Source organism: Janthinobacterium sp. JC611 (assembly GCF_018682595.1).
Taxonomy (GTDB): domain Bacteria; phylum Pseudomonadota; class Gammaproteobacteria; order Burkholderiales; family Burkholderiaceae_D; genus Janthinobacterium.
Genome location: NZ_JAFLJN010000004.1, coordinates 78,071 through 100,633, shown reverse-complemented (window position 1 = coordinate 100,633; position 22,563 = coordinate 78,071). Strand labels below are relative to the sequence as shown.

16 protein-coding genes and 4 tRNA genes are annotated in these 22,563 nt (G+C 60.8%); 8 read left to right on the top strand and 12 right to left on the bottom strand.

Annotated features, from left to right (window positions below; all coding sequences use genetic code 11):
* The first annotated feature begins 5 nt into the window (after window positions 1-5).
* The 3 genes from J0O65_RS05865 to ahpF all read left to right on the top strand — a co-directional run bounded on the left by J0O65_RS05865 (window position 6) and on the right by ahpF (window position 2,852).
* A complete protein-coding gene (locus J0O65_RS05865; protein ID WP_215405023.1) occupies window positions 6-398 on the top strand; it encodes a DUF3597 domain-containing protein in 393 nt (130 codons plus the stop codon).
* A gap of 188 nt (window positions 399-586) precedes the next feature.
* Entirely contained in the window at window positions 587-1,150 is a 564-nt protein-coding gene (gene ahpC, locus J0O65_RS05860) for an alkyl hydroperoxide reductase subunit C (protein ID WP_077398190.1), read from the top strand.
* A gap of 106 nt (window positions 1,151-1,256) precedes the next feature.
* Window positions 1,257-2,852, top strand: coding sequence for an alkyl hydroperoxide reductase subunit F (gene ahpF, locus J0O65_RS05855; protein ID WP_215405021.1), 1,596 nt, complete (start codon window positions 1,257-1,259; stop codon window positions 2,850-2,852).
* 69 nt (window positions 2,853-2,921) lie between these two features.
* Here ahpF and J0O65_RS05850 read toward each other — a convergent pair whose 3' ends face one another.
* The 8 genes from J0O65_RS05850 to J0O65_RS05815 form a co-directional block, all read right to left on the bottom strand.
* On the bottom strand, window positions 2,922-3,269 hold the full coding sequence (locus J0O65_RS05850) for a CzcE family metal-binding protein (RefSeq protein ID WP_215405019.1): 348 nt from the start codon (window positions 3,267-3,269) through the stop codon (window positions 2,922-2,924).
* Between the two features lie 134 nt (window positions 3,270-3,403).
* Window positions 3,404-4,030, bottom strand: a complete 627-nt coding sequence (locus J0O65_RS05845) for an ABC transporter ATP-binding protein (protein ID WP_215405017.1) — start codon at window positions 4,028-4,030, stop codon at window positions 3,404-3,406.
* Window positions 4,021-5,124, bottom strand: a complete 1,104-nt coding sequence (locus tag J0O65_RS05840) for a hypothetical protein (protein WP_215405015.1) — start codon at window positions 5,122-5,124, stop codon at window positions 4,021-4,023. Before J0O65_RS05840 ends, J0O65_RS05845 begins: the two co-directional genes overlap by 10 nt.
* A 159-nt stretch (window positions 5,125-5,283) precedes the next feature.
* Window positions 5,284-5,360: transfer RNA gene (locus J0O65_RS05835), tRNA-Asp, on the bottom strand.
* A 57-nt stretch (window positions 5,361-5,417) separates the two neighbouring features.
* A tRNA-Val gene (locus J0O65_RS05830) sits at window positions 5,418-5,493 on the bottom strand.
* A gap of 217 nt (window positions 5,494-5,710) precedes the next feature.
* Window positions 5,711-5,787 (bottom strand) — tRNA-Asp (locus tag J0O65_RS05825).
* A 54-nt stretch (window positions 5,788-5,841) separates the two neighbouring features.
* Window positions 5,842-5,917: transfer RNA gene (locus J0O65_RS05820), tRNA-Val, on the bottom strand.
* 100 nt (window positions 5,918-6,017) lie between these two features.
* Window positions 6,018-8,189, bottom strand: coding sequence for a S9 family peptidase (locus J0O65_RS05815; RefSeq protein WP_215405013.1), 2,172 nt, complete (start codon window positions 8,187-8,189; stop codon window positions 6,018-6,020).
* Between the two features lie 141 nt (window positions 8,190-8,330).
* On the opposite strand from J0O65_RS05815, the gene dinB reads away from it, so the two are divergent.
* Both dinB and J0O65_RS05805 read left to right on the top strand, forming a co-directional pair.
* Window positions 8,331-9,515 (top strand): DNA polymerase IV, encoded by a 1,185-nt coding sequence (dinB, locus tag J0O65_RS05810; protein WP_285896778.1) that lies wholly within the window; start codon window positions 8,331-8,333, stop codon window positions 9,513-9,515.
* A 118-nt stretch (window positions 9,516-9,633) separates the two neighbouring features.
* Window positions 9,634-10,530 (top strand): recombination-associated protein RdgC, encoded by an 897-nt coding sequence (locus tag J0O65_RS05805; protein ID WP_034754435.1) that lies wholly within the window; start codon window positions 9,634-9,636, stop codon window positions 10,528-10,530.
* Window positions 10,531-10,667: 137 nt separating this feature from the next.
* On the opposite strand, the gene J0O65_RS05800 is transcribed toward J0O65_RS05805, so the two are convergent.
* Window positions 10,668-13,406 carry a TonB-dependent receptor gene (locus J0O65_RS05800; RefSeq protein ID WP_215405010.1) on the bottom strand — a complete coding sequence of 913 codons (2,739 nt, stop codon included), beginning with the start codon at window positions 13,404-13,406 and terminating at the stop codon, window positions 10,668-10,670.
* A 521-nt stretch (window positions 13,407-13,927) separates the two neighbouring features.
* Entirely contained in the window at window positions 13,928-14,413 is a 486-nt protein-coding gene (locus J0O65_RS05795) for an asparaginase domain-containing protein (protein WP_034781194.1), read from the bottom strand.
* Window positions 14,414-14,591: 178 nt separating this feature from the next.
* Here J0O65_RS05795 and J0O65_RS05790 point away from each other — a divergent pair, with 178 nt between their 5' ends.
* Entirely contained in the window at window positions 14,592-15,365 is a 774-nt protein-coding gene (locus J0O65_RS05790) for an L-asparaginase (protein ID WP_215405008.1), read from the top strand.
* Here J0O65_RS05790 and J0O65_RS05785 read toward each other — a convergent pair.
* Window positions 15,353-16,366: a D-2-hydroxyacid dehydrogenase family protein gene (locus J0O65_RS05785; RefSeq protein ID WP_215405006.1), complete on the bottom strand. Its 1,014-nt coding sequence runs from the start codon at window positions 16,364-16,366 to the stop codon at window positions 15,353-15,355. The genes J0O65_RS05790 and J0O65_RS05785 overlap by 13 nt on opposite strands.
* Window positions 16,367-16,694: 328 nt before the next feature.
* Between J0O65_RS05785 and J0O65_RS05780 the strand changes: the two genes are divergently transcribed.
* Complete coding sequence (locus tag J0O65_RS05780) at window positions 16,695-18,566, top strand: phosphoenolpyruvate carboxykinase (GTP) (RefSeq protein ID WP_215405004.1); 1,872 nt, start codon at window positions 16,695-16,697, stop codon at window positions 18,564-18,566.
* A 143-nt stretch (window positions 18,567-18,709) separates the two neighbouring features.
* Here J0O65_RS05780 and uvrA read toward each other — a convergent pair whose 3' ends face one another.
* The gene (gene uvrA / locus J0O65_RS05775) at window positions 18,710-21,559 is read right to left on the bottom strand and encodes an excinuclease ABC subunit UvrA (protein WP_215405003.1); all 2,850 of its coding nucleotides are present in this window, start codon (window positions 21,557-21,559) and stop codon (window positions 18,710-18,712) included.
* Between the two features lie 381 nt (window positions 21,560-21,940).
* Here uvrA and ssb point away from each other — a divergent pair, with 381 nt between their 5' ends.
* Window positions 21,941-22,450, top strand: a complete 510-nt coding sequence (gene ssb, locus J0O65_RS05770; RefSeq protein WP_215405002.1) for a single-stranded DNA-binding protein — start codon at window positions 21,941-21,943, stop codon at window positions 22,448-22,450.
* The last annotated feature ends 113 nt before the right edge of the window (window positions 22,451-22,563 follow it).

Here is a 22,563-nt window from a genome sequence, read left to right as displayed (position 1 = left end):
ACCTCATGGGCATTTTCAGCAATATCTACAACAAAATCTTCCACCATTCGTCCGACGCCGCACCGGCTGCCACGCCAGCTGCCGCTACCGACGCACCGGCGGCGGCACCGGCGGCCGCTGCACCAGCGGCTGCCGTGCCCGTGGTGGACGTGGAAGTGGTGCTGGTCGACCTGGCCAGCAAGAACGCGGAAAAACTCAATTGGCGCACGTCCATCGTCGACCTGATGAAATTGCTTCAACTCGACAGCAGCCTGGCTTCGCGCAAGGAACTGGCGCAAGAGCTGCACTTCACGGGCGACACCAATGATTCGGCCAGCATGAACATCTGGCTGCACCGCCAGGTGATGATCAAGCTGGCCGAAAACGGCGGCAAGGTCCCGGAAGAACTCAAAAATTAAAGACCTGGCGGCGGCAGGGGTATCCACTGCTGCCGCTATCCAATCCCGTGGGAACTGCCTATCATGGAGTTCCCATGGCGTCATGATAGCTAAAACCAATTGAAACTATTGTGACAATCAATTTTGCATATGGGTTAAAACCCCTTACACTAGAGTCTTACTGATTCACCACACGAGAGGAAATGACTATGTCGCTGATCAATACCCAAGTTAAACCATTCAAGGCAACCGCTTACCACAATGGCAAATTCGTCGACCTGACGGAAGCGTCGCTGAAAGGCAAGTGGTCGGTATTCGTCTTCTACCCAGCCGACTTCACCTTCGTTTGCCCAACCGAACTGGAAGATCTGGCCGATCACCACGCTGAATTCCAGAAACTGGGCGTCGATGTCTACGGTATCTCGACCGATACCCACTTCGCGCACAAAGCCTGGCACGACACCTCGGACGCGATCAAGAAAGTGCAATACGCACTGATCGGCGACCCGACCGGCGCCCTGTCGCGCAACTTCGAAGTCATGATCGAAGAAGAAGGCCTGGCACTGCGCGGTACCTTCGTCATCAATCCGGACGGCTTCATCAAAGTGCTGGAAGTGCATGACAACGGCATCGGCCGTGACGCAGCGGAACTGTTGCGCAAAGTCAAAGCCGCCCAGTACGTGGCGAACCACCCAGGCGAAGTATGCCCAGCCAAATGGACGGAAGGCGCAGCCACCCTGACCCCATCGCTGGACCTGGTTGGCAAGATCTAAGTCTTGAAGCCTTGCAACATCTAGCAGCAAACAAGTAGTTACCGCGATGCCGGACCGGGTGTCCGGCCCGGCATTCGCCTAAATATTTGTAGAAAAGGAAAAAATCATGTTAGACGCAACCCTCAAAACCCAACTGAAATCCTACCTGGAAAAAGTGGTGTATCCGCTTGAGTTGGTCGCTTCTCTCGATGACAGCGCAAAAGCCCGCGAGATGAAAGAATTGCTCCAGGAAATAGTCCTGTTGAGCGACAAGATCACGCTGGTCGAGCGCACTGACGCTGGCGTACGGACCCCGTCGTTCAGCATCAACCGCCCGGGCACCGATATCGGCGTGCGTTTCGCCGGTGTGCCGCTGGGCCACGAATTCACGTCGCTGGTGCTGGCGCTGCTGCAAGTGGGCGGCCACACCATCAAGTTCGACGACGCCGTGATCGAGCAGATCCGCAACCTCGACGGCGATTACGAGTTTGAAACGTTTATTTCGCTCTCCTGCCATAACTGCCCGGAAGTGGTGCAGGCATTGAATGCGATGGCGGTGATCAACCCGCGCATCAAGGTCACCACCATCGATGGCGGCGTGTTCCCGCAAGAAGTGGAAGCGCGCCAGATCATGGCCGTGCCGATGATGTTCCTGAATGGCGAGCATTTCGGCCAGGGCCGCACGAATGTCGAGGAAATCCTCGCCAAGCTCGACACCAACGCCGGCGCTCGCCAGGCTGAGGCACTGAACAAGAAAGACGTGTTCGACGTGCTGATCGTCGGCGGCGGCCCCGCCGGCGCGGCAGCGGCCATCTACGCGGCCCGCAAAGGCATCAAGACGGGCGTGCTGGCCGAGCGTTTCGGCGGCCAGGTGCTCGACACCCTGGCCATCGAGAATTTTATCTCGGTCAAGGAAACGGATGGACCGAAGTTCGCCGTGGCGCTGGAACAGCACGTCAAGGAATACGAGGTCGACATCATGAACACCCAGCGCGCCGCGAAATTGACGCCGGGCAAGCTGGTGCAGATCGAAACGGCGAATGGCGCGATCTTGAAAGCCAAGACCGTCATCCTGGCCACCGGCGCCCGCTGGCGCGAAATCAACGTGCCGGGCGAGAAGGAATACCGCAACCACGGTGTCGCCTACTGCCCGCACTGCGATGGCCCGCTGTTCAAGGGCAAGCGCGTGGCCGTGATCGGCGGCGGCAACTCGGGCGTCGAAGCGGCGATCGACCTGGCCGGCCTGGTGAAACACGTGACCCTGATCGAGTTCGGCGCGGAACTGCGGGCCGACGCGGTGCTGCAACGCAAGCTGCACAGCCTGCCTAACGTGACCGTGATCACCTCGGCGCAAACCACCGAGATTCACGGCGACGGCAAGATCGTCAATGGCCTCTCCTACACGGACCGCGTCAGCGGCGAGTCGAAGAAGGTCGAACTGGAAGGCGTCTTCGTGCAAATCGGCCTGGTGCCGAACACGGAATGGCTGAAAGGCACGGTAGCGTTGTCGCGCCACGGCGAAATCGAAGTCGACGCCCGCGGCCAGACCTCGATCCCCGGCGTGTTCGCGGCCGGCGACGTCACCACGGTGCCGTACAAGCAGATCATCATCGCCACCGGCGAAGGCGCCAAGGCAGCCCTGTCCGCCTTTGACCACCTGATCCGCTCGGACGACGAGGAAGTGGTCGATGAAGCGGCAGCGAAGGAAGCGCTGACGGCGTAAGCTGTCGCGCCGTAAAAAAACCGGAACCGCCGCAAGGTGCTTCCGGTTTTTTTTATGCGTAGAAGAAACTTAGCTGCCTGCGTACAGGGGATTGGCGGCCACATACACTTGAATACCGTCAACGGCCATGTCCTTCGGCGCGATGTCGCTCAGGGCGAATGTCGTCCGATGGTTAAAAGTTTGCACGTGCCACGTAAAACGCTGGCCGGCGCGCGCGATGGTGACGGTTTCGCCGCGCGTGACGTTGATGTGGCGTGTGTCCGGCTGCAACTCGATGCTGCGCTGGGCGGCGCTGTGCGGCGCGCTGCTGCCATGGTCGGCGGCCGTGCCGGTGGGGCCGGCGGCGCTGGCCGAGGTGGCAAAGGTGGCAAAGGCGGCGCACAGGATGGCCAGGGCGCTGCGGTGGGTGTTCAACATGATTTCTCCAAGAATAAGCCGGGCGCGGTGAATAGCCGCGCCGCGTTGTCGTCGTGGTTGCGCCGGGATCGCCGGTTTTTGCAACATGGCATCGTAAGCTGTCCTTGGTCGATCTGCAAAGCTGTATTTTCCGTCTATATTTCCACCGTCGCCGCCAGGGGCACGTCCGGCGCCAGGTGGCTGGTCAGCACGATGCATTGGCGCGCCAGGCGGGACGGCTCGGCCAGGCGCGCGCGCAGATGCGCCACGGCCGCCGCGTCGAGGCCGTTGAACGGCTCGTCGATCAGCAGCAGGCGCACGGGCAAGGCCAGGGCCAGCGCCAGTTGCAGCTTTTTGTGCTGGCCCAGCGAGAGGGCGGTGATGCTTTGCCGCAAGGTTGGCGTGATGGCGAACGCTTCCAGTTCGTCATCCAGCAAGGCCTGGTCGCTGCCCGGATACAGGGCTAGGTGCAGGTCGAGAAACTCGTGCACTTGCAGCCAGGGCAGGGCGGGGGCGTCGCCGCCGCAATAGAAGGCTTGCGCGCGGTAGGCCAGCGGCATGGCGCCGCTGTCGACCTCATCGAGGCGGATGGCGCCGCGCGCTGGCAGCAGGGCGCCGCCCGCCAGCTTCAGCAGGGTGGTCTTGCCGGCCCCGTTGGCGCCGCGCAGCCAGGTGACGCCGGGGCCGAATTGCAGATTGACGCCCTGGAAGACGCTATGCGTGGGAAAGTGAAAATCGAGGTGCTCGACGTGCAGCACGGGAGTAGGCGGGTTCAATTCCATAATTCGCTTCCGATGGCGCTCAAGGCAAGGATGGAGAAAACGACGAGGGCGACGCGGCCGCGCGCCGTCAGGCGGGGCAGGCCGACGATGGCCAGCAGGGCCGCGCCGGCCGTGACGGCGTACACCCTGGTCACGCGCTGCTGCAAGGCGGCGGGATCGACGGCGTACAGCAAGACGGCGCCTGCCAGCAGCACGGCAAAGGCGGGCAGCAGGCTGGCGGCGCAGGCCAGGCGCGTCAAGGCCGCGCCGGCCAGGGGCCAGGCGTTCAATGCGGGGCGCAGCACGGCGAGTTGTTCGCGCACGGCCTTGTCGCCCCGGTCCGTCACAATGACCAGGCTGGCGCTGGCCAGTAAACCGAGCAGCGGCGCGGGCACGAGCGGTGCGCGCAGCAGCCAGGCCAGCATGCTGGCGCCAGCCGTGGCCAGCAGCACGCTTTGCTGCAGGCCGATCACATTGTCGTTGCGCCAGAACGGCAGCCAGAATAGCTGGCGCCACAGGAACAGGGTGCGCCAGCGGGGCCGTTGCGGCACGTATGCCGTCATCGCGGGCGGGCGCGCCCTGTGTGCGGCGCGCGGCGCGCGCAGGCGCCGCGCCACGATCAGCGTCGTCAGCAGCCAGGCCAGTAGCCAGACGGCGACGGTGGCGGCCATGCCGGGCGCGGCAACCGGGCGCAGCCAGGGCGGCGACTGCAGCAGCCAGATGGCGGCCGAGACGGCATAGGCGAGGCCCAGCGGCAGCATCAGCAGGCCGGCCACGGCCACATCGGCTTGCCAGCGCAGGCGCGGCGGCAACGGTAGCTGGCGCAGCCAGGCGGCGACAGGGGCCGGCAGCAGGCGTTTGCGCAGCAGCCAGGCGGGCAGGCAGGTGAGCAGGGCTTGCGCGCCCAGGAGACCCAACGCGGCGGGCCAGGACAGGCTCATGGCGAGAAAGCCGGGCAGGGCGATGACGCTGAGCAATCCGAGCACGACGGGACCGGCCAGGAACACGAGAATTTCCATGGAACTGGCCAGGCTGGCGGCAAATTGCAGTAACGCATGATGGGCCAGGCGCAAGCGCAGGGCGAGGTAGGGGGAAAGGCTGCGGGGCAGACGCATCAGGCAGGAGCGGCAGAGTCGGCAAGAGCGCTGATTCTAACAGCCGGGGTCAGACCTCCGGATAAGTTAGCTTTGGGCTTGACGTCGGCGGTGTTGAGGGGCTGACCCCAGAATGGGAAAAGCCCTTCGGTTCAGAGAACCAAAGGGCTTTTCTTTTATTGGCGGAGCGGACGGGACTCGAACCCGCGACCCCCGACGTGACAGGCCGGTATTCTAACCAACTGAACTACCACTCCAAGCTCGTATGATCTGTGTTGCTGATCCATGAAGCACTGGATAATTTTCTGTATTGGTGGTGGGTGCTGAGAGGCTCGAACTCCCGACCTACGCCTTGTAAGGGCGCCGCTCTACCAACTGAGCTAAGCACCCGCATACCCAGAAAACTATCCCGACGTTTGTCACCACGTCTGGAAGAGGCACTATTATAGGGGGCGCTTTCCCGCTTGTGCAACTATTCTTGAGGGGTAACTGCAGTTTTTTTGCTGAAAAGCGCAAAAATGTTCCGGGAAGGGCGTCGTGACGCGTTTTTGGCTTCTGAAATGGGAAAAGCCCTTCGGTTCTGGGAACCAAAGGGCTTTTCTTTTATTGGCGGAGCGGACGGGACTCGAACCCGCGACCCCCGACGTGACAGGCCGGTATTCTAACCAACTGAACTACCACTCCAAGCTCGTATGATCTGTATTGCTGATCCATGAAGCACTGGACAGTTTTCTGATTTGGTGGGTGCTGAGAGGCTCGAACTCCCGACCTACGCCTTGTAAGGGCGCCGCTCTACCAACTGAGCTAAGCACCCTTTGCTTGTCTCAGAAAACCATCCCGACGTTTGTCACCACGTCTGGAAGAGGCGCTATTATAGGACGGCTCAAATCCTTCTGCAAGCGCTTTTTTTCACTTTACTCTGTAATACCCCACTGCGACAGCATCCACGCCATATTGAACGCATTCTCGGCGATGGCGTTGTAGCGGCCGGAAGCGCCGCCGTGGCCGGCGCCCATATTCGTTTTCAGCAGCAGCGGATTGCCGTCCGTTTTATACGCGCGCAGCTTGGCCACATATTTTGCCGGTTCCCAGTACATGACCTGGCTGTCGTTGAGGCCCGTCGTCACCAGCATGGCAGGATAATTCTTGCGTGCAATGTTGTCGTAGGGTGAGTAGCTGAGCATGTAGTCGTAGGCCGCCTTCTGGTTCGGGTCGCCCCATTCCAGGTATTCACCCGTCGTCAGGGGCAGGCTGGCGTCCATCATGGTGTTCATCACGTCGACGAACGGCACGGCCGCGTGCACGGCGTGGAACAGCTCGGGGCGCATGTTGACGACGGCGCCCATCAGGAGGCCGCCCGCGCTGCCGCCCTGGATGATGAGGCGGTTCGGGCTGGTCCATTTTTCGCGCACCAGGTAGTCGGCGCTGTCGATGAAGTCATTGAAGGTGTTTTTCTTCTTCATCAGCATGCCGTCTTCATGCCACGCTTCGCCCATGTCGGTGCCGCCGCGGATGTGCGCCTGCGCATAGATGACGCCCCGTTCCAGCAGGCTGATGCGGCTGATGGCAAAGCTCGCTTCCGTCGAGATGCCATACGAGCCATACGAGTACAGCAGCAGCGGCGCGGAACCGTCGAGCTTGACGCCTTTCTTGTAGACGATCCACAGCGGCACTTGCACGCCATCGCGCGCCGTCACCCACAATCGCTGCGTCGTGTAGCGGCTGCCATCGAAGCCGCCGACGATTTCCTGCTGTTTCAGCACCGTGCGCTTGCCATCCGCCATGGCCACGTCGATGACGGTAGGCGGCGTGACGGGCGACTGGTAAGACATGCGAAATTGCGTGGCGGAAAATTCCGGCGTGCCGGCCGCCGTGGCCAGGTAGACGGGGTCGTCGAACTGCACCGTTTTCCAGTTCTTGTGCGCGAAATCAAGAATGCGCGCGCGGTTCAGGGCGCGCGCCTTTTCCATCACCACCAGGTAGCCCTGGAAGACGTCGATGGACTGGATCACGGCATCCTTGTTGTGCGGCACGACGCTTTTCCAGTGCTTCGGCTGCGGGGCACTCAATGGCGCGCTGACGACACGGAAATTCTTCGCGTCCTTGTTGGTCAGGATGTACAGCTGGCCGTCGCGGTGCTCGATGCCGTAGCGGTGGCCTTTTTCGCGCTTCAGCACGGATTGGAAACTGCCTTGCGGCTGGTTCGTCGGCAGCAGCAGCACCTCACTCGTGTCCGTGCTGCGCGCGGTGAGCACAAAGTAGCGATGGTCGCGCGTGCGGCTCACGCCGATGGCGAACTGTTCCACCGGCTCGTGGTAGACCTGTTGCAAGGTGCCGCCCAGCGGCAGGCGGAACAAGCGGTCCGCGCGCTTGGTGGTGGCGTCTTCCTGCGTCAGCATCAGGGTGGCGTTGTCCGCCGCCCAGGCCAGGGAAGTCACGCGCGGCATGCTGTCGGTGAGCAACTTGCCCGTCTTTAAATCCTTGACATGCAGTTCATATTGGCGAAAACCCGTCGTATCGGTGGTGTAGGCCAGCAGCTGCTCGTTCGGGCTGACGGCAAAGGCGCGCACGGCAAAAAATTTGTGGCCTTCGGCCAATTGATTCTGGTCCAGCAGGATTTCCTCGGCCGCCTGCGCATCGTAGGCGCCGCTGGCGCCGACGGGACGGCGGCAATGCAGCGGGTATTGCTTGCCCGCTTCCGTGCGCGTGTAATAGTAAAAGTTGCCCTGGCGCGCAGGCACGGACAAGTCCACTTCCTGCATGCGCCCCTTGATTTCCGCAGTCAGCTTGTCGGCCAGCGGCTGGATCGGGGCCGTGACGGCGGCCGTGTAGGCGTTTTCCGCATTCAGGTAATCGATCACGGCAGGATCGGTTTTCTTTTGCAGCCAGCGGTAGTCGTCCGTGACGACGCTGCCGTGGCGCGTTTCCTGCCAGGCCGTCTTGGCGGCGACAGGCGCGGCGGCCGTGGCGATGGTGGTGGCGGCGTCGGTGGCCAGCGCGGATGGCGCCAGGGTGGACAGCAGCAGGGCCGGCAAGATGGATGACCAGACGGACCGGCGGCGCGCAGCGTGATGAGCGATAGACAAGGCGACTCCTTTGAATAGTTGTGTCAGGATTGTAATCTTGCTATTGAGAAAAGCAACCGCCGGCTCCTGCGTTTCAACTTGCATCCACGGGCATTTCCAGCGATACTGTATATAATTACAGTATCTCGCCGCGAGGTGTCCTTGACCGCATCTGCTTCCCCCCTTCCCGAGCCGCCCGCGGCCCGCCGCTGGATAGCCCATCTGGACATGGATGCCTTCTTTGCCTCCGTGGAACTGTTGAAGTATCCGGAACTGCGCGGCGAAGCCGTCGTCATCGGCGGCGGGCGCCTGCAGCAGCCCGTGTTGCAGGAAGATGGCACGCGGCAATTTGCGCGCATGCGCGATTACGTGGGGCGCGGCGTCGTCACCACGTCGACCTACGCGGCGCGCGCGTTTGGCGTGTTTTCCGCCATGGGCATCATGAAGGCGGCCAAGCTGGCGCCCGACAGCATCCTGCTGCCAGCCGATTTCGAGGCCTACCGCGAGTATTCGGCGCGCTTCAAGCAAGCCGTGGCCCAGCTGTGCCCGATCATCCAGAATGTGGGCATCGATGAAATCTATGTCGACCTCACCGAATACGGCGAGCAGGCGCCGGCCATGGCGGCGCGCCTGAAGGCGGCCGTGTTCGAGGCGACGGGGCTGTCGTGCTCGATCGGCCTGGCGCCCAACAAATTGCTGGCAAAAATCTGTTCCGACCTGGAAAAACCCGACGGACTCACCATCTTGTCGCCCGAGGATATCGAAACAAGGGTCTGGCCCTTGCCGGCGAAAAAGATCAACGGCATCGGCCCGAAGGCGACGGCCAAGCTGGAAGCGCTGGGCATAGTCACCATCGGCGAGTTGGCGCAGGCCGACATGGCCATGCTGCGCACGCAGTTTGGCGACCTGTACACGGGCTGGCTGCGCCAGGCGGCGCTGGGCATCGATGACCGCCCTGTGCAGACGAGCCGGGAAACCAAGTCCGTCAGCCGCGAAACGACGTTCGAGCGCGACTTGCAGGTGGTGCGCGACCGCGCCACGTTGTCGGAAAAGCTGGAAAGCCTGTGCACGCGCGTGGCGGGCGACCTGGATAAACAGTCGCTGGCGGGGCGCACGGTGGGCATCAAGCTGCGCTTCGAGGATTTCAGCACCGTCACGCGCGACATCACCTTGCCCAGCGCCACGGCGGACGCCGCCGCCATCCTGCGCGCCAGCCGCGATTGCTTGCGGCGCGTGCCATTTGAAAAGAAAATCCGCCTGCTGGGCGTGCGCATCTCGACCTTGTCCGATCCGGCCGTCGTGACGCGGCAGGCGCCAGCCCAGGCGGAGCTGTTTCCCGCCCTGTAGCGGCATTCCCCACGCATCAACAACACCGCGCCAGTCCGCGCTTTTGACGGCATTCCCGTGTCGAAAGTGTAGAATGGCGTTCCCCTGGCACTACTGAAACAAACGGAAGACAAAAACTATGTGGTTCAAGAATCTTCAGATTTACCGCCTGCCCGCACCATGGGCTTATACGCCAGAACAACTGGAAGAGGCCTTGTCCTCGAACAAATTTACGCCGGCGACCAGCATGGATCTGATGCGCCAGGGCTGGGATACGCCACGCCCGAACGGTGGCCTGGTCCACGTGGTCAACAAACAGATGCTGATCTTGCTGGGCACGGAAAAGAAACTGTTGCCAGCGACCGTCATCAACCAGGTGGCCAAGGCCCGCGCCGCCGAGATGGAAGAAGCGCAAGGTTTTGCGCCCGGCAAGAAAGCCATGAAAGAATTGAAGGAACGCGTGGCCGACGAGCTGCTGCCGCGCGCCTTCAGCATCCGCAGCAATGTCTGGACGTGGATCGACCCCGTCAATGGCTGGCTGGTGGTCGATGCCGCCAGCCCGGCGAAAGCCGATGAAGTCATCAAGCTGCTGTTGAAAGCCGTGGACAAGTTGCCGCTGGAAAGCCTGCGCGTGCAGCGCTCGCCCGTGGCGGTGATGACGGAATGGCTGCAGGCCGACGACGCGCCTGCCGGCTTCACGGTCGACATGGATACGGAATTGCGCGCCACCGGCGAGAGCAAGGCCACCGTGCGCTACGTGCGCCACACCTTGGAAGCGGACGACGTGCGCCGCCACATCGCCGCCGGCAAGCAGTGCACGCGCCTGGCCATGACGTGGAACGACAAGATCTCGTTCGTACTGACGGAGTCCCTGGCCATCAAGAGCGTCAAGCCGCTGGACGTGATCAAGGAAACGGAATCGAGCACGAAGAACGACGAAGAACGTTTCGACGGCGACGTGATGCTGATGACGGGCGAGCTGAGCAAGCTGATGGCCGACGTGGTCGAAGCCCTGGGCGGCGAAGCGACGGCATAGCAGCCGTCAAGCCGGTACGAAAAAAGGAGCTGCGGCTCCTTTTTTTTCGCCTGGGCATGGCGCCAGACGCGGCATAAAAAAAAGGGCCTTGCAGTTGCAAGGCCCTTCGCCATTCAGTTCAGATTGACAGCGTCAACTTAGAACTTGATTTGGCCCGTGATGTAGAACGAACGCATCATTGGGTCGGCGTAGCGTGGGTCGAAGCCAACTTGGTGGCCCGACGACGTGCGCAGGGACAACGGTGGTGCGCGGTCAAACAGGTTCTTGATACCAGCACGGATCGACTTGTTGCTGTCGAACATATAACGACCTTGCCAGTCGATGGTGGTGTACGAAGGCACGTCCAGGCGGATTTTTTCCAGTTTCCGGGTCGCTGCGTCCATTACCTCGGCCGAAGCATCGGTATAGCCGTTACGGTAGCTGATGATGACGCTGTTGGTCAGCTTACCCGATTCCAGGCTCAGGTTCAGCTTGGCCAGGTTACGGAACGTGACTGCATCGGTGATACCGAAGTAGTTCATGTTGTTCGTCCACTGGTCCTTGGTGCCTGGCACGGTGTAGTCGGCCTTGAGCATGTGGGTGCCGCTCAGGTTTGCCGTGAAGTTACCGAAGTCAAAACGCTTGCGTGCCGTCATGTCCCAGTCGATACCGCGGTTATGCGTTTGGCCGATGTTCAGCGACAGCGACTTGAATGCATAGTAGGTATTGCCGGTCGATGGTTCGGTGTAGGTGCCGAACAGGTCGCGGTACAGGCTTGGGTTGTTGAAGGCCTGCGATTCGCTCACTGCCGAAACCGCATCGGTGATCTTCACGTCCCACAGGTCGGCGCCGAACGAGAATGCCGAGCTTGGCTCGATACGGAAACCGACGGTGTACTGTTTCGATTTTTCCGGTTTCAGGTTTTCGTTACCACCAGCCAATTGGTTGTACTGGGTTGCTGGTGGACGGCACATGGCATCGCCTGGGAACGGGCAGTTCCATGGTTTTGCGGTGAAGCCGTTGTTGACCAGCGGCTGGCCGATATCCAGCATGCTTGGTGCCTTGAAGCCCGTGCCGTACGAACCACGTACCAGCAATTGCTGGACTGGCTGCCAGCGTGCCGTCACTTTATAGGTGCTGGCGCTTTGGTCTTTACCGATGGACTTGTTCACGACACCGTTGTCGATCTTCGTCACGGTATCGTAACGGCCGGCCAGGCTCACTTCGATCGTTTTGGTGACGGGTGCCAGCAATTCGGCAAACACACCATAGGTCTCGCGGCTCAGGTCGTAACGTGCCGAGGTGTTGAAGTTATAGATCGTGCTGGTGTTGGCGCCAGCGCTTGGCGATTGCTCGTATTTGTACTCGCGGTAGTCGCCGCCGATACCGATGTTGGCCTTGCCGCCTGGCAGGGTGAACAGTTCACGCGAACCGTGTGCGTCGATACCGCGCATGGTGGTCGATGCCGTACGGATGGAACCGTTGAATTGCGAGCTGTTGATCAGCTTTTGCAGTTCTGGCGATGCGCTGCCGGCTGGCAGGAACGGATTGAACAGCGGGTTGCTTTGCATTGCGACGAAGTCGGCGTTCTTTGCGTAACCGCCAACATAGCGCTCGTCGATCGCGTTTTGCGACCAGGTCAGGGCCGATTCCACGTTCCACTCGCCCACTTCGCCTTCTACGCCGACCACGAAGTGCTTGGTGTCGGTGATGGTGTTGCTGGCGCGGGTGCCCCAGTCGACCATGCGGTAGTTGGCGGTGACGGTTTTGACGTCCGCTTGCTGAGCTGGCGTCAGGTTAGGCTTGACGTAGGTGTTGTACAGGGCGCCGTCTTTGGCGATCGTGATCGGCACCGGGTTGGCGGCGATACGTGCGGTCAGGTCGTAGCGCGACAGGGCAACTTCGGCAAACGCATTCAGGTTTTCCGTCAGTTTGTAGGTGCCGCGTGCGAACAGGCTGTCGCGTTTCGATTCTGGAACGATTTCAACCGTCGAGCCGCCGTCGAAGCCGCAAGCCTGGTTATTGTTTGCCATGACGTAGTTGTTTGGCGCGCAACCTTCTTTGTGTGCTGCCAGGTACGGGCTGAAAGTGATTGGCAGCGTGTTCTTGTCCTTGAACGCGACCGTGGCATTGGCCGGCGCCGTCGAGGAACTGGTACGGTCGTAGATGTAGTTCTTGCCGCCGTAGCTGACAGGAATGTACGACGAACGGGCGAACTTGCGGTCCGTTGCCTTCAGTTTCGATTGCTCATCGTGGCGGTACGATACCAGCACGTTGAAGCGGTCTTCGTCCAGATCGCCGAAGCCGTAGGTGACGTTGGTGTTCCAGGCGTTGCCGCCTTTATCTTCCGGGCCGCCGTAGGTGGCTTCCAGGGTGCCGCCTTGGACATTTTTCTTCAGGATGAAGTTGATGACGCCGGCAATGGCGTCCGAGCCGTACAGGGCCGAAGCGCCGTCGGTCAGGATCTCGACGCGTTCAACCGCGCTCATTGGAATGGCATTCAGGTTGACGGAGGTGCCGGAGCCTTGTGGCGCGATGCGGCGGCCGTTCAGCAGAACCAGGGTGTAGCTTTCGCCGATGTCATGGATCGACGCGCTGGTGCGGCCACCCGAGTTGGAGCCGGCGGCAACGGCGCCGATGGTGAAACCTTGCATTGCTGGCAGGCTTTGTACCAGATCAGCAACGGTGGTGGCGCCGGTACGGGCGATCGCTTCTTGCGACAGGCGCTGCACAGGCAGTGCGCCTTCGACGGCGATACGCTTGATACTCGAACCGGTGATTTCAACTTTTTGAATTGCTTCGTCCGCCATGGATTGGCCGGAGAACAAGACGCTACCTGCCAGTACGGTCAGGGCCAGGCGTACGCTGCGTACGCCAATTTTTTCTTTAAATGCCATTGTAACAATTACTCCGTAGTAGTTTTAATAACGACAAGCAGTACACGAGCACCGCTCTGGCCATCGGGTAGAGGGTCAGCGGCGCTCGTGTACGGTAGGCGGAACCACGTCGGTGGGAAGTGGAAGACTACTTAGCGCAATATTGTTATAAATGCACTTTTGACTTGTCGAGGCGAACATTATGTCGTCTCAGCAAGAAAAAATGCACCTCAACCGTGTCGGATTTGGCAATAAATTATGGATACAGAAGAATATTTAATTTAAATGTTAAATTGCAGTCTTATATTTATTAATATCGCCGTTTTTAAAAATGATCAATGGTGTTTTTTTACAACATAAAATTATTCTATTGGCAATTCGATGTTTTACCTACAATAATTCGAGGAAAACTGTTGCTTTGCAGAATTTACGAAAGGTAAAAAAACGTAAAAAAAGCCCGTTAAAACGGGCTGGTCGAATTGTGACCGCGTGTCAGTCAGACCGTGTGCCGGTCTGCTTACCGCGGCCCGTCTGCCAAAGGCTTACAAGGGCTGGAACACGCCGGCGGCGCGGTTCTTTTGCACATTGTCCCAGGCGAAGATCTGGCCGTTCATGGCCACGTACACGCCCGCTGGCAAGGTTTGCGCCACGCCGCAGGCAAAGCCCAGGTTGAACAGGGCATCGGAGTTGTCGATTTCGTAGGGAATCATGGCGCCCGTCAAAATCACCGTTTGCTGCAGGTTCGCCGCGCCCAGCACCTGCGCCGTTTCGCGCATGGTGTCGGTGCCGTGGATGATGACGATGGCTTTTTCCTGCGCCGCGCGGCACGAGGCCAGCACGCGCTGGCGGTCCGCATCCTGCATGTCGAGCGAATCGAGCAGCGGCAATTGCTCCAGCGCCACGGGCGCCGTCATGCGCGCGCGGGCTATCGCTGCCGGCAAATGACTGTCGGAAAAGCCCAGGGTACCGTTCAATTCGTTGTAGTGTTTGTCGAAAGTGCCGCCAGTGGCGAGTATGCGCAAAGTCATGATGTGGTCACGATGTCAGTGGAGAATGACGCGCATGATAGCGTGGATTGGCGGCGTTGCGTGAATGCCGCCGCAGATGGGCCAGCGTGCCTGCCGCCCTGCTACCGCGCCGCATCTGGAAAATTTGGCCATCTGTGAGTACACTGGTTTCTTTGTTTGCCTGCCACCCCGACTCCGTATGAAAGCGCTCGCTCCCGGCACCGTCATTTTTCACCGCCACCGCGGTTACGGGGTGATCACGTCCGTCAATTTGCTGACGGGCTGGATCGCCGCCCGTTTCGGCAGCGAAGCGCGGACCCTGGACCTGAACCTGTCGACCGACGACGTGCAGTTTGCCGATGGCGAAGCGATCCTGTTTCGGCGCGCGCCACCGGACCGCATGCCGCACGCGCGCCTGATGGCCATGGTGCGCGAGCTGCACCAGGCCGGCTATCAGAAACTGTATCTGTATTCCTGGCCCAAGCCGTCCGGCCTGCACTGGCGCTGGCATTTGTTTACGGGACCGCGCGACTGGATGCAGCGGCCCTGGCGCGAAGGCTGGTACGGCTCGGGCGCCGACTACAACGTCAACCCCGTGATGGGCTGGGGCGATACGCCCGGCGCCACCACGGGCGAGCTGATCGATGCCCTGGCCCGTTTCGACCCGCAGGGGCTGGCGCAGGCGCTGGGGCGTGACGACGACCATAGCGACTGGTTTGGCCGCGTTTGCGACGCCTTGTTACCCAATTACATGTACAGCCTGGACATGCAGCGCACCGCGGGCGAGCCCTTGCCCGACATGCCGCCCGTGCCGGTGGTGGCGGTGCGCGCCGGCGTGGCGCCGTACGGCGGGCCGGACATCGCCTGGCCGCCCGGCTGGGCCGGCCTGTGGCGCGGCCGGCACGTGCTGCCCGCGCCCGCCATCCGCATCACGGGCGAGCCGGACCTCATCAAGGGCTTTCAGCGCTCCTGAGAGGCTTGCCGCGCATGCTCCAGCACCTCGGGATTGAGCAGGCGCGTGCATTGATGCTGCGCAAAATCGACGATGTTCTGCAAGGCGTAGCGGAAATACAGTTCATAGCTGTCCCGTTCGACGTAGCCCAGATGTGGCGTGGCCAGCACGTTCGGCAGCAGCAGGAGTGGCGAGCCTGGCGGCAGCGGTTCGTCCGTAAACACATCCAGCGCGGCGGCGCCCGGACGCCCCTGCGGCAGCGCCGCTTCCAGCGCGCCTTCCGTCACCAGTTCGGCGCGGCTGGTGTTGACGAACAGGGACGTCGGCTTCATGCGCGCCAGGTCTTCGTTTGTCACCAGCCCGCGCGTGGCGTCGGACAGGCGCAGGTGCAGCGTCAAGACGTCGGCCTGTTCAAAGAAGGCTTCGCGCGATGCCGCCGCCGTATCGCCGGCCGCCACCGCCGCCGCGCGGCTCGCTTCGCTGCCCCACACGAGGATGTTCATGCCGAAGGCGCGGCCATAGCCGGCGATCAGTTGACCGATCTTGCCGTAGCCCCAGATCGCCAGGGTGCGCCCCTTCAAGACCGTGCCGAGCGTATTGCGCTTGGGTTCCAGCGACGACGTCTGCCACAGTCCCTCCTGTAAATGTTGCGCGTACGGCACGATCTTGCGCTGCGCCGCCATGATCAGCGCCCACGTCAGCTCGGCCGGCGCCGTGGGCGAGCCGATGCCTTCCGCGATGGCGATGCCCAGCTCGGTGGCGGCCGCCACATCGATGTGGCCGCTGACCTTGCCTGTTTGCGAAATCAGTTTCAGATTCGGCAGTTTCGACAGCAAGGCGCGGTTGAAACTGCTGCGCTCGCGGATCAGCACCAGGGCGTCGAACGGCGCCAGGCGGATCGCCAGCTGGCCCAGGGCCCGCGCCGTATTGCTGAACACTTTGACCTCGTGGCCGTCGAGCAATTGGAAACAATCGAGGCCGCGCACGGCATCCTGGTAATCATCAAGTATGGCAATTTTCATGGTGGATGGCCGATTTTAGTGAGGATTTGGTAGGGAAATAACAGGATACGGGAAATGCTGAATAGCCTACTACATTAGTCAAGCTATTCTCCTACATTTTTGCGAGAATAGCCGCTAGGCGGGTGTACAATCGCCGGCACTTTTGAAGCTTCCTGATTATAGTTATAGCGCAAACTGTTCCTGCAGCCTGGGTGCATGATCCAGGTACACGACACCAGAGCCCTGCCCGCGTGCGCACACCGCTCGCAGTGAGCCGCAGCCACCTCTCAACGATGCTGCCTGTCTTGCCGGAACGACCAGAATTTCTTTTATTGGTATTGGAGGTAATATGAATCAGCCCGTCATGGGTGGCGTCGCCGCACTCAACGTCCCAGCTTATATTAAACAACAGAAACTGATCAACTGGGTGGCCGACATTGCCGCGCTGACCAAGCCGGACCGCATCTACTGGTGCGATGGCTCGCAGGAAGAGTACGAGCGCCTGTGCTCCGAGATGGTTGCCAGCGGCACCATGAAAAAACTGAACGCGCAAAAGCGCCCGAATTCCTACCTGGCCTGCTCCGACCCGAGCGACGTGGCCCGCGTCGAAGACCGCACGTATATCTGCTCGGCAACGAAAGAGGCGGCCGGCCCGACGAACAACTGGACCGAGCCTGGCGAAATGCGCCACACCTTGAACGGCCTGTTCGATGGCTGCATGCGCGGCCGCACCATGTACGTCGTGCCCTTCTCGATGGGCCCGCTGGGCTCGCCGATCGCGCACATCGGCGTGGAACTGTCCGATTCGCCATATGTCGCCGTCAACATGAAGATCATGACCCGCATGGGCCGCGCCGTGTATGACGTGCTGGGTACCGATGGCGAGTTCGTGCCGTGCGTGCACAGCGTGGGCGCACCGCTGGCAGCCGGCCAGGCCGACGTGAAATGGCCGTGCAACAGCACCAAGTACATCGTGCATTTCCCGGAAACGCGCGAAATCTGGTCTTTCGGTTCGGGCTACGGCGGCAACGCCTTGCTGGGCAAGAAGTGTTTCGCCCTGCGCATCGCCTCGAACATGGGCTATCAGGAAGCGCAAGCATCGGACAACAACCCGGGATGGCTGGCCGAACACATGCTGATCCTCGGCGTGGAATCGCCGGAAGGCAAGAAGCATTACGTGGCGGCAGCGTTCCCGTCGGCGTGCGGCAAGACCAACTTCGCCATGCTGATCCCGCCGGCAAGTTTTAACGGCTGGAAAGTGACCACCATCGGCGACGATATCGCCTGGATCAAGCCCGGTGCCGACGGCCGTTTGTACGCCATCAACCCGGAAGCCGGTTATTTTGGCGTGGCGCCGGGCACCAACGAAAAAACCAATTACAACTGCATGGCCTCCATGCGCGACAACACGATCTTCACCAACGTGGCGCTGACGGACGACGGCGACGTGTGGTGGGAAGGCTTGACCAAGGAAGCGCCTGGCCACCTGATCGACTGGCAGGGCAAGGACTGGACACCCGCGTCCGGCACCAAGGCGGCGCACCCGAACGCGCGCTTCACGGTTGCCGCTACGCAAAACCCCGTCATCGACGCAGCCTGGGACGATCCGGCCGGCGTGCCGATCTCGGCCTTCATCTTCGGCGGCCGCCGCTCGACCACCGTGCCGCTGGTCACGGAAGCGCGCAACTGGGTCGAAGGCGTCTACATGGCCGCCACCATGGGCTCGGAAACGACGGCCGCGGCCGTGGGCCAGATGGGCGTCGTGCGCCGCGATCCATTTGCCATGTTGCCATTTATCGGCTATAACATGAGCGATTACTTCCAGCACTGGCTGGACATGGGCGTCAAGGTGGGCAAGGTGAATCCAGCTGCCCTGCCGAAGATCTATTGCGTCAACTGGTTCCGTACGGACGATGCAGGCAAGTTCGTCTGGCCTGGCTTCGGCGACAATATGCGCGTGCTCAAATGGATGCTGGACCGCATCGAAGGCAAGGCGGGCGGCGTGGAAAACCTGTTCGGCACGACGCCGCAGTATGGCGACCTGAACTGGGATGGCTTGCCATTCACGCAGGAACAGTTCGACACCATCACCTCGATCGACAAGGCCGCGTGGGTGGAAGAATTGAAATTGCATACGGAATTGTTTGAAAAACTCGCGTATCATCTGCCGCAAGAATTGGCAGGTCACAAGGCTGCGCTGGAAAAACGGCTGAGTGCGTAAAGTTTAGTAGTGGGGGGAGAAACACGCCGGCAAAGACTGGCGTGCGATAAATGACACGCCGGCAATGACTGGGGTGCTAGCAAAAAGAGAAACGGCGCGGATTGCATGAGCAATTCGCGCCGTTTTTTATTGCCCTCGATTCGTTATTGCTTCAGCAGCGGCCCCAGGTACTTGCCCGTCACGCTGGCCGGGTTCAGCGCCACGTCTTCCGGCGTGCCCGTGGCGATGATCTGGCCGCCGCCGGCGCCGCCCTCGGGGCCCAGGTCGACGATCCAGTCGGCCGTCTTGATGACGTCCAGGTTATGCTCGATGATCACCAAAGTGTTGCCCTGGTCGCGCAGGCGGTGGATGACCTTTAACAGCAAATCGATGTCGTGGAAGTGCAGGCCCGTCGTCGGTTCGTCGAGGATGTACAGGGTGCGGCCCGTGTCGCGCTTGGACAGCTCGAGCGACAGTTTCACGCGCTGCGCTTCGCCGCCGGACAAGGTGGTGGCGCTCTGGCCCAGCTTGATGTAGCCGAGGCCCACGTCGAGCAGGGTTTGCAGCTTGCGCGCGATCAGTGGCACGGGCTTGAAGAATGCATGCGCCTCTTCCACCGTCATGCCCAGCACTTCCGTGATGTTCTTGCCCTTGTATTGCACTTCCAGCGTTTCGCGGTTGTAGCGCTTGCCGTGGCACACGTCGCACGGCACGTAGACGTCGGGCAAGAAATGCATCTCGACCTTGATCACGCCATCGCCCTGGCACGCTTCGCAGCGTCCGCCCTTCACGTTGAACGAGAAGCGGCCCGCGCTGTAACCGCGTTCCTTGGCCGTCGGCACGGTGGAGAACAGGTCGCGGATCGGCGTAAACAAGCCCGTGTAGGTGGCGGGATTCGAGCGCGGCGTGCGGCCGATCGGCGCCTGATCGACGGAGATGACCTTGTCGAAATGCTCCAGGCCGCTGATCGATTCGTGCGGCGCCGGCTCCGTCTGCGAACCGTACAAATGACGCGACAGGGCAGGATATAAAGTATCGTTGACCAGCGACGATTTGCCCGAGCCGGATACGCCCGTCACGCACGTCATCAGGCCCACCGGCAAGCTGAGCGACACCTTTTTCAGGTTGTTGCCCGTCGCGCCAGTGATCACCAACTGCTTTTCCGGATGGCTGGCGTGGCGCTTGGCCGGCACGGCGATTTGCAGCTTGCCGTTCAGGTACTGCGCCGTCAGCGATTTCTTGTTCTTGAGAATATCTTGCAGGGTGCCTTCGGCGATGATTTCGCCGCCATGCACGCCCGCGCCGATGCCCATGTCGACGATGTAGTCGGCCGTGCGGATGGCGTCTTCGTCATGCTCGACCACCAGCACGCTGTTGCCGATGTCGCGCAAGTGTTTCAAGGTTTCGATCAGGCGATCATTATCGCGCTGGTGCAAGCCGATCGACGGTTCATCGAGCACATACATGACGCCCGTCAAACCGGAGCCGATTTGCGACGCGAGGCGGATGCGCTGTGCTTCGCCGCCCGAGAGTGTGTCGGCGCTGCGGTCCAGCGACAGGTAGTCAAGGCCCACGTTGTTGAGGAATTTCAGGCGCGAAATGATTTCCTTGACCACGCGGTCGGCGATCTCTTTCTTGGCGCCCGTCAGTTTCAGCTTTTCAAAGAATTCCAGGGTCTCGCGCAGCGGTTTTGCCGCCACTTCATAGATGGCGCGTTGCTGCTTGCCCGTGCCGACCTTGACGAAGCGCGCTTCCACGCGCAGGCGCGCGCCATCGCATGAGGGACAGCATTTTTCATTGATGAACTTGGCCAGTTCTTCCTTGACGGCCATTGAGTCGGTCTCGCGGTAGCGGCGCTGCAGATTGTTGACCACGCCTTCGAACGTGTGTTCCTTGATGACGGTGCGGCCCCGTTCGTTGACATAGGTAAACGGAATCACTTGCTTGCCGGAACCGTACAGCACGGCTTGCTGGGCATTCAGTGCCAGCTGCTCGAACGGCATGTCCAGGTCGAACTCGTAATACGCGGCCAGATTGGACAGCATCTGGAAGTAAAACTGGTTGCGGCGGTCCCAGCCCTTGACGGCGCCCGAAGCGAGCGACAGATTCGGGAACGCGACGATGCGTTTCGGGTCAAAGAATTCAATGTGGCCCAGGCCATCGCATTCGGGGCAGGCGCCCATGGGGTTGTTGAACGAGAACAGACGCGGTTCCAGTTCCTGCAGGGAATAGCCACACACATTGCAGGCGAACTTGTTGGAGTACACGTGTTCCTTGGCGGTATCCATTTCATAGGCAATGGCGCGGCCGTCGGCCAGGCGCAGGGCTGTCTCGAAACTTTCCGCCAGGCGTTGCTTGATGTCCTGGTTCACCTTGACCCGGTCGATGACGACGTCGATCGTGTGTTTTTCCGTTTTCTTTAATTTCGGGAGGTCATCGACTTCATGGATCTTGGCCGCATGCGTGCCGCTCTGCACGCGAAAGCGCACGAAGCCCTGCGCCTGCATCTGCTCGAACAGGTCCACGTGTTCGCCCTTGCGGTTGGCGACGACGGGCGCGAGTATCATCAGCTTGGTGTCTTCCGGCATGGCCAGCACGGCGTCGACCATTTGCGATACGGACTGGGCGGCCAGCGCGTTTTCCGGGTGGTCGGGGCAGTAGGGCGTGCCCACGCGCGCATACAGCAGGCGCAGATAATCGTGGATTTCCGTCACGGTGCCCACCGTCGAGCGCGGGTTGTGCGACGTTGCCTTTTGTTCGATGGAGATGGCAGGAGATAGGCCTTCGATCAGGTCGACGTCGGGCTTTTCCATCAGTTGCAGGAACTGGCGCGCATAGGCCGACAGCGACTCGACATAGCGGCGCTGGCCTTCCGCATACAGGGTGTCGAAGGCCAGCGACGACTTGCCGGAGCCGGACAGGCCGGTAATCACGATCAGCTTATTGCGCGGCAAATCGAGATTGATATTCTTGAGGTTATGCGTGCGAGCGCCGCGAATGCGGATCTGTTCCATGTGATTGCCTTGCTTTCAGTGAGTGGTGCGGCGGGCGCATTGTGCCTGGGTGCGGATGAAGAGCCACAACGGGTCAACCTGTTACTATAGCCGGGTTTTGCTCTGCATGCCTGAGGCAGCCACGGACGGATTGCGCCGCCCCGCGGACGTGCCCCGGGAAAGATTGATACAGATGCGTGCAGACGTTTAAACACTGTATATAATACCAGTATTCAAGTTTCTTGTTTTCACCTGCCGTGAAAAAAACGGGCTGCCGCACGGGAGATGGCGTCCGCCAGAAAGCGGGTGCTTTGCGTCGCGTGGTCGCTTATAATCCTCGTTTAGTACACTAAACTAACGCGCGGGACACCGGCTCCCGCTGCAGTTCATCAGGAGTTATTCATGGCATCAGTCAACAAAGTCATCATCGTCGGCAATCTGGGCCGTGACCCGGAAATCCGCTACATGCCTAGCGGCGACGCGATCGCCAACATCGCCGTGGCCACTTCGTACAAATCGAAGGACCGCAACACGGGCGAACAAAAAGAATTGACAGAGTGGCACCGTATCTCGTTCTTCGGCCGCCTGGCGGAAATCGTCGGCCAATACCTGAAAAAAGGCTCGTCCGTCTACGTCGAAGGCCGTCTGCAAACCCGTAAATACACGGACAAGGACGGCGTCGAGAAGTACGCAACCGACATCATCGCGGAACAGATGCAAATGCTGGGCGGCCGTGCCGGCATGGGCGGCGACGCTGGCGGTGGCGATGACAGCTACGGTGGCGGTGGCGGCTACGAAGCCCCGGCCCCGCGCCAGGCGCCAGCCCCGCGTCCAGCCCCGGCACCGGCGCCACGCCCGGCACCGAAGCCAGCCCCGAACTTCTCGGACATGGATGACGATATTCCATTTTAAGACGCAATACGGCTCATCTGTAAACAACGCCTCGCACATCATTGATTTGCGAGGCGTTTTTTATTTGTTGTTGCTGGTCTCTTTGAGGTGTTACGGGCCTTCAGTTCAAGCGG

What these genes read in the sequence shown, in the direction of transcription:
- J0O65_RS05795 (WP_034781194.1), bottom strand. Translation starts at nt 14,413, where the DNA reads ATGACTTTGCGCATACTCGCCACTGGCGGCACTTTCGACAAACACTAC.
- J0O65_RS05850 (WP_215405019.1), bottom strand. Translation starts at nt 3,269, where the DNA reads ATGTTGAACACCCACCGCAGCGCCCTGGCCATCCTGTGCGCCGCCTTT.
- J0O65_RS05785 (WP_215405006.1), bottom strand. Translation starts at nt 16,366, where the DNA reads ATGAAAATTGCCATACTTGATGATTACCAGGATGCCGTGCGCGGCCTC.
- J0O65_RS05845 (WP_215405017.1), bottom strand. Translation starts at nt 4,030, where the DNA reads ATGGAATTGAACCCGCCTACTCCCGTGCTGCACGTCGAGCACCTCGAT.
- uvrA (WP_215405003.1), bottom strand. Translation starts at nt 21,559, where the DNA reads ATGGAACAGATCCGCATTCGCGGCGCTCGCACGCATAACCTCAAGAAT.
- ahpC (WP_077398190.1), top strand. Translation starts at nt 587, where the DNA reads ATGTCGCTGATCAATACCCAAGTTAAACCATTCAAGGCAACCGCTTAC.
- J0O65_RS05840 (WP_215405015.1), bottom strand. Translation starts at nt 5,124, where the DNA reads ATGCGTCTGCCCCGCAGCCTTTCCCCCTACCTCGCCCTGCGCTTGCGC.
- J0O65_RS05780 (WP_215405004.1), top strand. Translation starts at nt 16,695, where the DNA reads ATGAATCAGCCCGTCATGGGTGGCGTCGCCGCACTCAACGTCCCAGCT.
- J0O65_RS05790 (WP_215405008.1), top strand. Translation starts at nt 14,592, where the DNA reads ATGAAAGCGCTCGCTCCCGGCACCGTCATTTTTCACCGCCACCGCGGT.
- J0O65_RS05805 (WP_034754435.1), top strand. Translation starts at nt 9,634, where the DNA reads ATGTGGTTCAAGAATCTTCAGATTTACCGCCTGCCCGCACCATGGGCT.
- J0O65_RS05865 (WP_215405023.1), top strand. Translation starts at nt 6, where the DNA reads ATGGGCATTTTCAGCAATATCTACAACAAAATCTTCCACCATTCGTCC.
- J0O65_RS05800 (WP_215405010.1), bottom strand. Translation starts at nt 13,406, where the DNA reads ATGGCATTTAAAGAAAAAATTGGCGTACGCAGCGTACGCCTGGCCCTG.
- ahpF (WP_215405021.1), top strand. Translation starts at nt 1,257, where the DNA reads ATGTTAGACGCAACCCTCAAAACCCAACTGAAATCCTACCTGGAAAAA.
- ssb (WP_215405002.1), top strand. Translation starts at nt 21,941, where the DNA reads ATGGCATCAGTCAACAAAGTCATCATCGTCGGCAATCTGGGCCGTGAC.